1 pseudogene is annotated in these 15,759 nt (G+C 64.6%); it reads left to right on the top strand.

Features of this window, described 5'->3' with window-relative positions:
* Positions 1-33 precede the first annotated feature (33 nt).
* Positions 34-15,711, top strand: a pseudogene (locus M2432_RS24260) (amino acid adenylation domain-containing protein).
* Positions 15,712-15,759 lie beyond the last annotated feature (48 nt).

Below are 15,759 nucleotides of genomic sequence, written 5' to 3'. Positions count from 1 at the left end.
GCCAAGGTCAGCTCGACAAGCGGCAGCGGCAGTATGCGGATAGCTGATGTTGTGCCGCTGACTCCTTTGCAGCAGGGGTTGTTGTTTCTGGCCAGTGCGGCGAAGAGCGGCGACGATGTGTATGCGGTGCAGCTGTATGTGAGTTTGAGTGGTCCGCTGGATCCGGACCGGCTGCATGATGCGGTGCAGGCGGTGGTGGTCCGGCATCCCCATTTGGCGGCCCGGTTCTCCCAGAAGTTTGACGAGCCGGTGCAGGTTATTCCGGCGGATCCGCGTGTGCCCTGGCAGTATTTCGAGCTGGATGCCGACGGTGATGTTGCTGACCAGCAGATTGCGCAGGTGTGCGCAGAAGAGCGGATTGCGGTCTGCGAGTTGGCTACTCAGCCGGCGTTTCGGGCGGCGTTGATTCGGACCGGGGTTGATCAGTACCGGTTCGTGTTGACCAATCACCACATTGTTTTGGATGGGTGGTCGCTGCCGATTCTGTTGGGTGAGGTGTTCGCGAGCTATTACGGGCAGCGGTTGCTTCCGGCTCCGCCTTATCGGCGCTTTGTCACGTGGTTGGGCGGACGTGATCTTGATGCTGCTCGCGCGGCGTGGGGGCAGGTGCTGGCTGGATTCGACACCCCGACACTCGTCGGTCCGGCGGGTCATGAGCCGGGTGGGCGCGAGGTGGCGTCATTTCAGGTGTCTGAGGACACGACGCGGGCGCTTGGTGAGTTGGCGCGGTCGTGTCACACCACGGTCAGCACGGTGCTACAGGGTGCGTATGCGCGGGTGTTGATGTCGTTGACGGGTCAGCGTGACGTGGTGTTCGGCACCACCGTGTCGGGTCGGCCGGACGAGTTGTATGGCGCGGACTCGATGGTGGGTCTGCTGATCAACACGGTGCCGGTGCGCGCCGGTATGACTGCGGCAACCACGTCGAGTGATCTGCTCGGGCAGCTTCAGAGCGATTACGCCCGGACCTTGGATCATCAGCATCTGGCGCTCAATGAGATTCATCGGGTGACGGGTCAGGATCACTTATTCGACACGTTCTTCGTTTACGAGAACTATCCGATCGATGCCGCAAAGTTGTCGGGTGACGACGGACTGGCCGTCACGAACTTCGCCCACCACGAATACAACCACTACCCGCTTTCAGTTCAGGCCATTCCGGGTGACCAGCTGACGCTGCGAGTCGAATACGACACCGGTGTGTTCCAGGCGGGTGCCATCGAAGCGCTGATCGAGCGATTCAAACATGTTGTGGCCGTGATGATCGCCGATCCCACCCGTCCGTTGTCGTCAATGGACCTGCTGGATGAGAACGAGCACGCTCAGCTCGATCGCTGGAGCAACCGGGCGTCACTGGTGCAGCCGGCGTCCAAACCGTTGTCGATTCCCGCGTTGTTCGCGACGCAGGTGGTCGGCGCTCCAGAGGCGGTTGCGCTGCGTTTCGAGGGCCGCTCGTGGACATACCGCGAACTCGATGAAGCGGCGAACCGATTCGCACACGTCTTGGCAGTCAAGGGGATTGGACGGGGCCAGCGGGTAGCGCTGCTCTTGCAGCGGTCGGCCGATGCGGTCATCTCGATTTTGGCGGTACTCAAGACCGGCGCGGCGTATGTGCCGATCGACCCGGCAGTACCGGCGGCGAGGATGCAGTTCATTCTCGATGACGCCATGCCGGTGGCGGTGGTCACCTACCCCGAGTTGGCCGAGCGGTTAGCGGACCTGGTCTTCCCGATCATCGACGCGCAGGGAATCTGCGAATCCGGTCCTGCTGTCGATTTTGATGTCGCACTGTCCGAGCCGGTACCGGACGACGTGGCGTACCTCATCTATACCTCGGGCACTACCGGTGTCCCCAAGGGCGTGGCAGTCACCCACCACAACGTGACTCAGCTTTTGGGATCGCTGGATGCCTATCTGCCGACGTCGGGAGTGTGGACGCAGTGCCACACGTTTGGATTCGACACGTCGGTATGGGAGACCTGGGCGCCGTTGTTGCACGGCGGGCGAACCGTGGTGGTGCCCGACTCGGTGACACGTTCGCCCGACGAGTTCCACGCCTTACTGGTGAGCGAACAGGTGAATGTGCTCACTCAGACCCCGTCGGCCGTAGCCATGCTGTCGCCGGAGGGGTTGGGATCGTTGGCGCTGGTGGTGGCCGGTGAGGCGTGCCCCCCCGAGGTTGTGGATCGGTGGGCACCCGGGCGGGTGATGATCAACGCTTACGGGCCAACCGAGACGACGATGGTCGTGATGCTGAGCACGCCGCTGATTGCGGGGTCGGGAGTTCCGCCGATCGGTGTGCCGGTACCGGGGGCGGCGTTATTTGTGCTGGATGGTTGGTTGCGCCCGGTGCCCGCTGGGGTGGTCGGCGAGTTGTATGTGGCCGGGTCGGGGTTGGCGTGTGGGTATGTGGGTCGGGCGGGGTTGTCCGGAACACGGTTTGTGGCGTGCCCGTTCGGGGCGCCGGGTCAGCGGATGTATCGCACCGGCGATCTGGTGTGGTGGGGCGCAGATGGCGAACTGCGGTATGTGGGGCGTGCCGATGAGCAGGTCAAGATCCGTGGGTATCGCATCGAACTCGGCGAGATTCAGGCCGCGCTGAATGAGCTTGACGGGGTTGAGCAGGCGGTGGTGATCGCCCGCGAGGATCGTCCCGGGGACAAGCGCCTGGTGGGGTATTTCACCGGCACAGCGGATTCGGTGAAGGTGCGTGTCGCGCTGGCTGAGCGGCTACCCGCTTATATGGTTCCGGCCGCGTTGGTGGTGATCGATGCGTTGCCGTTGACGGTCAACGGCAAGCTCGACATCCGCGCACTGCCGGCTCCGGAGTACCAGAATGCGGGTCATTATCGCGCCCCTGCTACCGAGGTGGAGGAGGTTCTGGCGGGTATCTACGCCAAGGTGCTCGGAGTCGAGCGTGTCGGCGCGGACGACTCGTTCTTCAACTTGGGCGGGGATTCGATGTTGGCGATGCGCCTCATCTCCGCAGTCAATACCAGTCTGAATTCCCGTCTTTCAGTGCGGACGTTGTTCGATGCGCCCACGGTCGCCCAGTTGGCGGCCCGAATCGGTGGGGAGGAAGAGGCCGCGCCGAAGCCGTCGGAGGCCGAGGCGCCGCGGGCCGCGCGGCTGGTAGCCAAGGTCAGCTCGACAAGCGGCAGCGGCAGTATGCGGATAGCTGATGTTGTGCCGCTGACTCCTTTGCAGCAGGGGTTGTTGTTTCTGGCCAGTGCGGCGAAGAGCGGCGACGATGTGTATGCGGTGCAGCTGTATGTGAGTTTGAGTGGTCCGCTGGATCCGGACCGGCTGCATGATGCGGTGCAGGCGGTGGTGGTCCGGCATCCCCATTTGGCGGCCCGGTTCTCTCAGAAGTTTGACGAGCCGGTGCAGGTTATTCCGGCCGATCCGCGTGTGCCCTGGCAGTATTTCGAGCTGGATGCCGACGGTGATGTTGCTGACCAGCAGATTGCGCAGGTGTGCGCAGAAGAGCGGATTGCGGTCTGCGAGTTGGCTACTCAGCCGGCGTTTCGGGCGGCGTTGATTCGGACCGGGGTTGATCAGTACCGGTTCGTGTTGACCAATCACCACATTGTTTTGGATGGGTGGTCGCTGCCGATTCTGTTGGGTGAGGTGTTCGCGAGCTATTACGGGCAGCGGTTGCTTCCGGCTCCGCCTTATCGGCGCTTTGTCACGTGGTTGGGCGGGCGTGATCTCGATGCTGCTCGCGCGGCATGGGAGCAGGTGCTGGCTGGATTCGACACCCCGACACTCGTCGGCCCGGCGGGTCATGAGCCGGGTGGGCGCGAGGTGGCGTCATTTCAGGTGTCTGAGGACACGACGCGGGCGCTTGGTGAGTTGGCGCGGTCGTGTCACACCACGGTCAGCACCGTGTTGCAGGGTGCGTATGCGCGGGTGTTGATGTCGTTGACGGGTCAGCGTGACGTGGTGTTCGGCACCACCGTGTCGGGTCGGCCGGACGAGTTGTATGGCGCGGACTCGATGGTGGGTCTGCTGATCAACACGGTGCCGGTGCGCGCCGGCATGACTGCGGCAACCACGTCGAGTGACCTGCTCGCGCAGCTTCAGAGCGATTACGCCCGGACCTTGGATCATCAGCATCTGGCGCTCAATGAGATTCATCGGGTGACGGGTCAGGATCACTTATTCGACACGTTCTTCGTCTACGAGAACTATCCGATCGATGCCGCCAAGTTGTCGGGTGACGACGGATTGGCCGTCACGAACTTCGCCCACCACGAATACAACCACTACCCCATGGCGATCCAGGCCATGCCGGGCGATGGACTGACTTTGCGTGTTGAGTACGACACCGAGGTGTTCGACGCCGCCGATGTCGAAACGCTGATCGAGCGGCTCAAACGCGTTCTGGCGGCCATGATCGCTGATCCGGCACAGCCGCTGTCCTCGATCGACATGCTCGACGATGCCGAACTCAGCCAGGTAGAGCTATGGAGTAACCGGGCGGCCCTTACCGGATCGGTGTCCACACCGATATCGATTCCCGCGGCATTTGCCGCGCAGGTGGCGCGTGACCCAGACGCGGTGGCGTTGAGTTTCGCGGGGTCTTCTTGGACGTACCGCGAGTTGGATGAGGTCAGTAACCGGTTCGCACATTTGTTGGCGGGCAAGGGGATTGGGCCGGGGCAGCGGGTAGCGCTGTTGTTGCCGCGATCGGCCGATGCGGTCATCTCGATTCTGGCGGTGCTCAAGACCGGGGCGGCTTATGTGCCGATCGACCCGGCTGCGCCGCTGACGCGTATGCAGTTGGTTCTTGGTGATGCGGTGCCGGTGGCAGCGATTACCAACTCTGAGTTGGCCCAGCGGTTGGCTGGACAGGACTTGCAGGTCATCGATGTCAACGACAATGACGTGGACAGTCAGCCCAGCACTCCGTTGGCGGGGCCGGCTCCCGATGACATCGCGTATCTGATCTACACCTCGGGCACTACCGGTGTCCCCAAGGGCGTAGCCATCATCCACCGCAACGTGACCCAGTTGCTGGCCGCCATGAACGCGAATATCGATATGGCCGAGCAGGTTTGGTCTCTCGTGCATTCCCTGGCCTTCGACGTGTCGGTCTGCGAGATGTGGGGTGCGCTGTTGTACGGCGGGCGCCTGGTGGTGGTGCCCGAGTCGGTGGCGCGTGTGCCGGAAGAACTCCACGCACTGCTGGCCGCCGAACAGGTCAGCGTCCTCTCCCAGACGCCGTCGGCGTTCTACGCACTACAGACCGCGGACGCGCTGCAGCCCGAGATCGCACGTCAGCTGAAGCTGCAAGCGGTGATATTCGCCGGCGAAGCGCTTGAGCCACAACGTCTTCGGACCTGGCTGGACAGCCACCCAAGCTCACCGCGTCTGTTCAACCTGTACGGCACAACCGAAACGACGGTGCATGCTTCGTTCCGGGAGATCGTCGACGGAGACACCAACAACGATGTGAGCCCGGTAGGCGTCCCATTGCCGAGCTACGCGTTTTTCGTGCTGGACCAGTGGTTGCGACCGGTGCAGGCCGGCGTGGTTGGTGACTTGTATGTCGCCGGTACGGGCGCAGGGCTTGGGTATTGGCGACGGCCGGGGTTGTCGTCGTCGCGCTTCGTGGCCTGCCCGTTCGGCGTGCCGGGGGACCGGATGTATCGCACTGGGGATCTGGTGTGGTGGGGCGCAGATGGCGAACTGCGGTATGTGGGCCGCGCCGATGAGCAGGTCAAGATCCGCGGGTACCGCATCGAACTCGGCGAGGTCCGCACAGTGCTGGCCGGTGTGGACGGAGTTCAGCAGGCGGTCGTGATCGCCCGCGAGGACCGTCCCGGCGATAAGCGCCTGGTGGGTTACATCACCGGCACAGCGGATCCGGCCACTACGCGCGCGGAGATGGCCGAGCGGCTACCGGAGTACATGGTTCCGGCTGCGATCATGGTGATCGACGCGTTGCCGTTGACGGTCAACGGCAAACTCGACCGACGAGCCCTGCCGGCACCGGAGTTCGCCGACATCGATACCTACCGGGCTCCGGCGACCGCAGTCGAGGAAATCCTGGTTGGGATCTACGCCAAGGTTCTGGGTCTGAGTCGGGTTGGCGTCGACGATTCGTTTTTCGACTTGGGCGGGGATTCGCTGCTGGCGATGCGCTTGATCGCCGCGGTGAATACCGGCTTGAACACTCACCTTTCGGTGCGGGCGCTGTTCGAGGCGCCTTCAGTTGCGCTGTTGGCGCTGCGAATCGGCGGGGACGACGATCAGCTGAGGCCGTTGGGGCCCATGGAGCGGCCGGCGGTGATTCCGTTGTCGTTCTCGCAGAACCGGTTGTGGTTCCTCGACCAGCTGCAGGGGCCGTCGCCGACCTACAACATGGCGGTGGGCTTGCGGTTGCAAGGCCACCTGAATGCCGTGGCGCTGGGTGCAGCGTTGGCCGACGTGGTTGGCCGTCATGAGAGCCTGCGCACCATGTTCGCGGCGCCCGACGGGGTACCTCAGCAGCTGGTGGTGCCCGCCGAGCAAGCTGACTTCGGTTGGGATGTCGTCGACGCATCCGGTTGGTCGCAGACCCAACTCGATGACGCTGTCGACGCGGTTGCGCTCCACTCATTCGACCTGGCCGCCGAGATTCCCATGCAGGCGAGGCTTTTCCGCGTCAGCGACGACGACCATGTGGTGGTGGCCGTGGCGCACCATATTGCTGCCGACGGCTTGTCGATGGGCCCGATGGTGCAGGACCTGGGCGTAGCCTACGTCTGCCGAAGCGCGGGGATGAACCCCGTCTGGGCCGAATTACCGGTCCAATACGTCGATTACACGCTGTGGCAGCGTGCACAGTTCGGTGACTTGGACGACGGCAACAGTCTTATCACCGCGCAGCTGGCGTACTGGCAAGACGCGCTGGCCGGCATGCCTGAGCGTCTGCAGTTGCCGACCGACCGGCCGTATCCGCCGGTGGCAGACCAGCGCGGCGAGATCTTCTCCTGGCAATGGCCCATCGAGCTGCAGCAGCAGATCGCTCAGGTGGCTTGCGAGCACAACGCGACCAGTTTCATGCTGGTTCAGGCCGCCCTGGCACTGCTGTTGGGCAGGCTCAGCGCGAGTTCCGATGTGGCGGTGGGATTCCCGATCGGCGGGCGCCGAGACCCTGCCCTCGACGCCCTCGTGGGATTCTTTGTCAACACCTTGGTGTTGCGGGTTGACGTCAGCGGTGACCCGACTGTTGCCGATCTTCTGGATCAGGTGCGGACGCGCAGTCTGGCCGCGTACGAGAACCAGGACGTGCCCTTCGAAGTGGTCGTCGAGCGGATCAACCCCACTCGATCGCTCAACCATCATCCGCTCGTCCAGGTGATGTTGGGCTGGCAGAACCTGCCCGGGGAGACCAGCGAAGACATTGCGCTGGCCCTGGGGGACTTGCAGGTCACGCAACTCCCGCTCGACACCCACACCGCCCGTGTGGATCTCGCATTTTCGTTGAGCGAACGCTGTACCCACACCGGCGAAGCCAGAGGGATCGACGGGATGGTCGAATTCCGCACCGACGTTTTCGACGCTGCCAGCATCGGAACTCTGGTCGGGCGGCTCGAGCGGGTGTTGGTGGCCATGATCGCCGACTCGGCTCAACGGATTTCGTCGATCGATGTGCTCGATTCGGCTGAGCACGCGCGTCTTGACCAGGTAGGTAATCGTGCGGTGCTGACCCGGTCCGGGTCAGATGCCGTGTCGGTTCCGGAACTGTTCGCCGCGCAGGTCGCTCGTGCCCCGCAGGCCGTCGCGCTGACATCCGGCGACGTGTCGATGACCTACCGGGAGCTGGAGGATTCGGCAAACCGATACGCGCACTTGCTGTCCGGCCGTGGTGTCGGGGCCGGCGACTGTGTCGCGTTGCTGCTGGAGCGCTCGGCCGAAGCCGTCGTCGTCATGCTGGCTGCGCTGAAAGTCGGGGCGGCGTACGTCGCCATCGACCCCGCGCTACCGGAAGCCCGCATCGAATACATGCTCACCGATGCCGCACCGGTCGCGGTCGTCACCTCGGCTGCCTTGCGGCCGCGGCTGAATGGATACGACGTGGCTGTCGTCGATGTGGAGGATCTGGCCGATCCCTCGATCCAGACGCAACCAAGCACCGCGCTGCCGGCACCGGACCCGGACAACATCGCCTACCTGATCTACACGTCGGGCACGACCGGTACTCCCAAAGGTGTTGCCCTCAGCCACCGTAACCTGGCCCACCTGGCGGACTCGGCGCATCCGGCCCTGCCTGCCGACCAAGTGTGGACGCAGTGCCACTCGTATGCTTTCGACTTCTCCGTCTGGGAGATCTGGGCCGCGCTGCTCGGTGGCGGACGGCTGTTGGTGGTGCCCGACGCTGTGGTCCGCTCGCCGGAGGACTTCCACGCATTACTGGTCAGCGAACAGGTCAACGTGCTCACCCAAACGCCGTCGGCGGTGGCCGCACTGAACCCGCGCGGGTTGGAGTCGGTGGCACTGTTGCTCGGCGGTGAGGCCTGCCCGCCCGAGGTCGTGGACCAGTGGGCTCCCGGCAGGGTGGTCGTAAATGCTTACGGCCCAACCGAAGTCACGGTGTACGCCACGATGAGTGCGCCCCTGGCAGTCGGCGCGGAGGTACCGATCGGTGCACCGCCGCCGACCGTCGCGCTGTTCGTCCTCGACGAGCGGTTACGTCCCGTGCCCGAAGGCGTGGTCGGCGAGTTGTATGTCGCCGGGCGCGGTGTTGGTGTCGGGTACATCGGACGCACCGATCTGACGGCCTCGCGGTTTGTGGCCTGCCCCTTCGGTTCGCCTGGAAAGCGCATGTATCGCACCGGAGACTTGGTGCGTTGGCGTGCCGATGGACAGCTGCAATATCTGGGGCGTGCCGACGAGCAGGTCAAGATCCGTGGCTACCGGATCGAGCCCGGCGAAATCCAGGCCGTGTTGGCCGGACTCGACGGGGTCGAGCAGGCTGTGGTGATCGCTCGCGAGGACCGCCCCGGAGACCCACGTCTGGTGGGTTACTTCACCGGTACGGCGGATCCCGTCAAGGTACGTGTAGCGCTGGCCGAGCGGCTACCGGCCTACATGGTTCCGGCCGCGGTGATGGAGTTGTCCTCGCTGCCGCTGACGGTCAGCGGCAAACTGGACCGGCGGGCACTGCCCGCTCCTGACTATCAGGATGCTGAAAACTACCGTGCGCCAAGCACTCCCACCGAGGAGATTTTGGCGGGCATCTTCGCTCAGGTGCTGGGTACCGACCGCGTCGGGGTGGACGACTCGTTCTTCGACCTGGGCGGTGATTCGCTGTCAGCGATGCGGCTGATCGCGGCGGTCAACAACAGCCTCGGTTCCGGTCTCCCGGTGCGTGTGCTGTTCGAAACGCCCACCGTCGCCCAGTTGGCGCCCCGCATCTCCGGGGACGAGACTCTTTCCGAGCCACTGGTAGCAGGCCCGCGGCCCGACGTCGTGCCGCTGTCCTTCGCCCAGAACCGGCTGTGGATCGTCGATCAGCTCCAGGGGCCGTCGCCGATCTACAACCTGCCGGTGGCACTGCGGCTGCAGGGGCAACTGGATGCCGACGCGTTGGGTGCGGCTCTGGCCGACGTGGTGGACCGCCAGGAAAGCCTTCGCACGCGGTTCCCTGCTGTCGAAGGTGTACCCCAGCAGCTCGTAGTACCAACCGACGTTGCCGATTTCGGCTGGGCTGTGATCGACGCCACCAGCTGGTCGGAAAGCCAGTTGGTCGATGCCATCGAGGCGGCGACGCGCTACACGTTCGATCTGGCAACCGAAATCCCAATGCAGGCTCAGCTTTTCCGGGTCGGAGCCGATGAGCATGTGCTGGTGGCTGTGGTCCACCACATCGCAGCTGACGGTTGGTCCATCGCGCCGCTGGTGCGTGACCTCGGTGTCGCGTATGCGAGCCGGTCGGCCGGGGAGGTTCCCGGCTGGGCGGATCTGGCGGTGCAGTACGTCGACTACACACTGTGGCAGCGTTCGCGGCTGGGTGATCTGTCCGATCCCGACAGCCGGATCGCGGCGGAGTTGGCGTTCTGGGAAGACGCCCTGGCGGGTATGCCGGAGCAGTTGCAGCTACCCACTGACCGGCCCTATCCCTTGGTGGCGGATTACCGTGGTGCCCGCATCGACGTGGACTGGCCGGCCGAGTTGCAGCAACAGGTCACCCAGGTGGCGCGCGAGCACAACGCGACCCCCTTCATGGTCCTGCAAACCGCTCTCGCGGTGCTGCTGTCGAACCTCAGCGCCAACAACGATGTGGCAGTGGGCTTCCCGATCGCCGGTCGCGGTGACACCGCTCTTGATGAGCTCGTCGGTTTCTTCGTCAACACGTTGGTGTTGCGCGTCGACCTGAGTGGTAATCCCACCTTCGCCGATCTGCTGGCCCAGGTGCGCCGACGCAGCCTGTCTGCATACGAGCATCAGGACGTGCCGTTCGAGGTGCTGGTCGAGCGGCTCAAGCCGACCCGCAGTATGGCGCATCATCCGCTGGTGCAGGTTGTGTTGGCGTGGCAGAACTTTGGTTGGCAGGCCGGCGACGCCGCCGGATTGTCACTGGGTGATCTGCAGGTCGAACCGATGGTGGTGGACACCAAGACAGCCCGCATGGATCTCACCTTCAACCTCGCCGAAAGTTGGAACGAGGCCGGCGAACCCACCGGGATCGGTGGGGGTGTGGAATTCCGCACCGACGTATTCGATGCCGCCAGCGTCCAGACACTGGTCGACCGGTTGCAGCGGGTGCTCGAAGAGTTGACCACGCATCCGGCGCAACACCTTTCGGCGCTGGATGTTCTGGATGCCGCCGAGCACGCCCGCCTCGACCAAGTCGGGAACCGGGCGGTGCTGACCGAGTCGGTCAGCAGTGCGGAATCGATCGCGTCCAGGTTCGCCACCCAGGCGGCGCTCACCCCAGACGCGTTGGCGGTCACCTTCGAGGGCTCGTCGATGACGTACCGCGAACTGGACGAGGCGGCCGATCGGGCCGCGCGCGTGTTGGCCAGTCGCGGTGCTGGGCCAGGACAACGGGTGGCGCTGCTGTTGCCGCGTTCGGCCGAGGCGATCGTGGCCATGGTGGCGGCGGTCAAGACCGGAGCCACCTACGTTCCGATCGATCCCGCGGTGCCCGAGTCGCGGCGCCAGTTCGTGCTCGGCGATGCCAAGCCGGTGGCCGCGGTTACCACCGCCGCACTGGCGGAACTGCTTGACGGGCAAGGTATTTCGGTTATCGATGCGAACGAGCTGATCGACCCCTCTGTCGATACCACCGTAGCCCTGCCGGAGCCGGGCGCGGACGACATCGCGTACATCATCTACACCTCCGGCACCACCGGAAAACCCAAGGGTGTGGCGATTCCGCATCGCAACGTGATTCGTCTGCTGCAGACCTTGGACGCCGACATGGACCTCACCGGGCTCGTCTGGTCGCAGTGCCATTCCCTGGCATTCGACTTCTCGGTGTGGGAGATCTGGGGCGCTCTGCTCTTCGGCGGCCGCGTGGTCGTGGTCCCCGATGCGGTGGTGCGCTCGCCGGAAGATCTGCACGCCCTGCTGGTGTCCGAGCAGGTCGGTGTCCTGAGTCAAACGCCATCGGCGTTCTATGCGCTGCAGACCGCAGACGCCGCAAACCCCGAGCTTGGTGCCGAACTGAAGCTCGAGGCTGTGGTGTTCGGTGGGGAAGCGCTTGAACCACAACGGATGCGGGCGTGGCTGGAGAATCATCCTCCGGGCTCGCCGCGGTTGATCAACATGTACGGCATCACGGAAACGACGGTGCATGCGTCGTTCCGGGAGATCGTGGCCGACGATGCCGACAGCGCGGTCAGCCCCATCGGTGTGCCGCTGGGCCACCTCGGCTTCTTCGTCCTCGACACCTTGTTGCGGCCGGTGCCGCAGGGAGTGGTCGGCGAGTTGTATGTGGCCGGCGGCGGGGTCGCCGACGGTTACATCGGCCGGGCAGGGTTGTCCGCCACTCGCTTTGTGGCCTGCCCGTTCGGCGAGCCCGGGGCGCGGATGTATCGCACCGGCGACCTGATGGCGTGGGGCGCCGACGGTGAGCTGCGCTACATGGGACGCTCCGATGAGCAGGTCAAGATTCGCGGGTATCGGATCGAACTCGGCGAAATCCAATCTGCGCTCAGCGAATTGGATGGTGTTGTGCAGGCGGTGGTGATCGCCCGCGAGGACCGTGCGGGTGACAAGCGTCTGGTGGGGTATGTGACCGGCGATGTGGACACCGCCGCCGCGCGCGCCGCATTGGGTGATCGGTTGCCGTCGTACATGGTGCCCTCGGCGATCGTGGCCATCGATGCGTTGCCGTTGACGGTGAACGGCAAATTGGACACCCGGGCCTTGCCGGCGCCGGAGTATCAGGACGTCGATTCCTACCGCGCTCCGTCGAATGCGGTGGAGGAGATCCTGGCCGGGATCTACGCGCAGGTGTTGGGCCTGGAGCGGGTCGGTGTGGACGAGTCGTTCTTCGAGTTGGGCGGCGACAGCATCTTGTCGATGCAGGTGGTGGCGCGGGCGCGAGCCGCTGGCGTGTCGTGCCGGCCGCGCGACATCTTCGTCGAACAGACGGTAGCTGGTCTGGCCCGGGTTGCGACGGTCGGTGACGGCGACGCTGATGAGGTCGACGAAGGCGTCGGCCCGCTGCTGGCGACCCCGATCATCTCGTGGCTGCACGATGTTCAGGGTCCGGTCGATGAGTTCAACCAGAGCGTGTTGATTCAGGCTCCGGTCGGGGTGACCGAGGCTGATGCGCTGTTGGTGCTCCAAGCGGTGCTGGATCGCCATGCCATGCTGCGCATGCGGGTCGAGGACGACGGTGCTGGGGGCTGGTCGCTGACGGCGCCTGAGGCCGGGTCGGTGGATGCCCGCACCTGCTTGCACACCGTTGACGTGTTGTCGGACGACGCGGTCATCGAGGCCCGAGCACGGCTGAACCCCGCGGCTGGGGCGATGGTCAGTGCGCTGTGGGCGCCCTCTGTCGGTCAGTTGCTGATGATCGTGCACCACTTGTCTGTTGACGGTGTGTCGTGGCGAATCTTGTTGGAGGACTTCAACCTTGCGTGGGCCCAGCTCCACGGCGGGCAGCCGGCCGAATTACCTGCGCCGCGTACATCGTTCGCGCGGTGGGCGTCGATCTTGGCCGAGCACGCGTATGAGCCGGAGGTCGTGAATACGGCGGAGGCGTGGCGGCAGATCGCGGCGGTGCCCGCACCGTTGCCTGCGGTTCAACCCGAGATCGACACCTATGCCAATGCCGGGAGCTTGTCGACCGAGCTGGATGTCGAGACGACCCGGATGTTGCTGGGGGAGGTGCCGGCAGCGTTCCATGCCGGGATCAACGACATTCTGTTGATCGCGTTCGGGCTGGCGCTAACCGAATTCCTGGGCACCGCAGGCTCTCCGGTCGTCATCGACGCGGAAGGCCATGGGCGCCAAGAAGAAATCGCCGATGTCGATTTGTCGCGCACGGTGGGCTGGTTCACCACCAAGTACCCGGTGGCGTTGACCGTCGGTGGGTTGGATTGGGGTCAGGTGCTTGCCGGCGACGCGAATCTGGGGCCGGTCATCAAGGGCGCCAAGGAGCAGTTGCGGGCGCTGCCGGACGGTCTGACCTACGGTCTGCTGCGCTACCTCAACAGTGATGTCGATCTGACCGGCTCGGACCCGGCGATTGGGTTCAACTATCTCGGTCGTATGAGTGGCGGTGGCGGCCAGGCGTCAGGTGACATCTGGGAGATGCGTGAGGACGGCTGGAAGGTGACGGGCGCCGCCGCGGCTGTCCCAATGCCGTTGATGCACACTGTCGAACTCAATGCCGGCACGGTCGAAACTGTCGACGGCCCGCGCCTGCGGGCCGGGTGGACGTGGGCTCTGTCAGCCCTTGACCAGGAACAGGTCACCCGCCTGTCCGGGTTGTGGTTCGACGCGTTGGCCGGTATCTGCGCGCATGTGCACGGCGGCGGTGGCGGATTGACGCCATCGGATATCGCGCCCGCCCGCCTGACTCAGCAGCAGATCGACGACCTGTGCCAGGCACACGATGTCGACGACGTTCTGCCGTTGACACCGCTGCAGCAGGGATTGTTGTTCCACGCCAACGTCGCTCACAGTTCTGGCGACGATGTGTATGCGGTGCAGATGGGCGTCACGTTGAACGGCCGACTCGATCGGTACCGGCTGCAAGAGGCCGTGCAGGCCGCGGTCGAACGCCACCCCAATTTGGTGGCGCGGTTCTGTGAGCCGGCCGGTGGGCAGGAGCGCAGCGACCGGGGAATCTACTTCGACGAGCCCGTCCAGGTCATTCCGGCCGATCCGGTGGTCCCATGGCAGTACGTCGACCTCAGCCGTGAGGCCCGGGACCGCGATGAGCAAATCGAGCGGTTGTGCGCGTCCGAGCGCGTTGCGGTCTGTGATCTCGCCGAGCAGACGGCCTTCCGGGCGATGTTGATCCGCATCGCACCCGATCAGCACCGCCTTGTTCTGACCAATCACCACATCGTGCTGGACGGCTGGTCGCTCTCGGTGTTGTTGCAGGAGGTGTTCGCCGGGTATTACGGGCAGCGGTTGCCGGCGCCGGTGCCGTTCCGCCGGTTCGTCGGTTGGCTGGCTGACCGGGACCTCGATGCTGCCCGCGACGCGTGGCGAGAAGTGTTGGCGGGCTTCGATACTCCGACCTTGGTCGGCCCGTCGGACCTGGGGGTGGGGCCGCGAAACGTTACCTCGCTTCGGGTTTCGGAACAGACCACGCTGGCGTTGAACGAGCTGGCGCGTACCCACCACACCACCGTCAGCACGGTGTTGCAGGCTGCCTGGACGCAGTTGCTGTCGACCATGACCGGCCAGCGTGATGTCGCTTTCGGTGTGGTGGTTTCGGGTCGGCCGGCCGAGGTGGCCGGCGCGGATGCGATGGTGGGCCTGTTGATCAACACGGTGCCAATGCGGGTGAATATCTCTCCCGACACCACCATCGTTGGTCTGCTCGATCAGCTGCAGGACAGCCGAGGTCGCACACTTGAGCACGAGCATTTGGGGCTCAACGAGATTCACCGAATCGCCGACCAGGACAGACTGTTCGACACAGTCTTCGTCTACGAGAACTATCCAACCGACACGTCAGTGTTGTCGGGTGCGGACGGGTTGTCGGTCACCGACGTCGACAGTCGCGACTACTACCACTACCCGCTCACGGTCCAAGCCGTGCCGGGCAGCGAGCTGGACCTTCGGATCCAGTATCGAACAGATGTGTTCGACGACAACAGCATTCGGCGACTGATCGGGTACCTCGACCAGGCGCTGGTGGCCATGGCGACCGATCCTGGCCAGCAGCTGGCCCCACTGGGCTCTTGGGACGGGCCACGGGTGGCGGCTTCCTCGACGCTCGAAAAACGCGACACCGCAGTCGGTTACAGCGAACCGTCCACCGACGTTGAACAGATCTTGTGCTGCATCTACGGCCACGTGTTGGGCGTGGATCGAGTCGGGGCGGATGACTCGTTCTTCGATCTGGGTGGCGATTCGATTTCGGCGATGCGGGTAGTCGCCGCGATCAACGCAACCCTCGAAGTCGAGCTGACTCTGCCCACCTTGTTCGATGCCCCAACGGCCAGAAGTCTCGGCCGGCGGGTAGGCGGACAGCCCGACTCGGAGAACGACGGCCCCGTCGTGGGTTCGGGTGGCGACCTTTAAAACCGCGCCGATGACGTTGAGTCTGAGCGAACAGCCCGCGGGTCGGCT

Source organism: Mycobacterium sp. OTB74, assembly GCF_029892685.1.
Lineage (GTDB): Bacteria > Actinomycetota > Actinomycetes > Mycobacteriales > Mycobacteriaceae > Mycobacterium.
The sequence above is the reverse complement of the archived record's forward strand: the minus strand, read 5'-3'. Positions and strand labels throughout refer to the sequence as shown.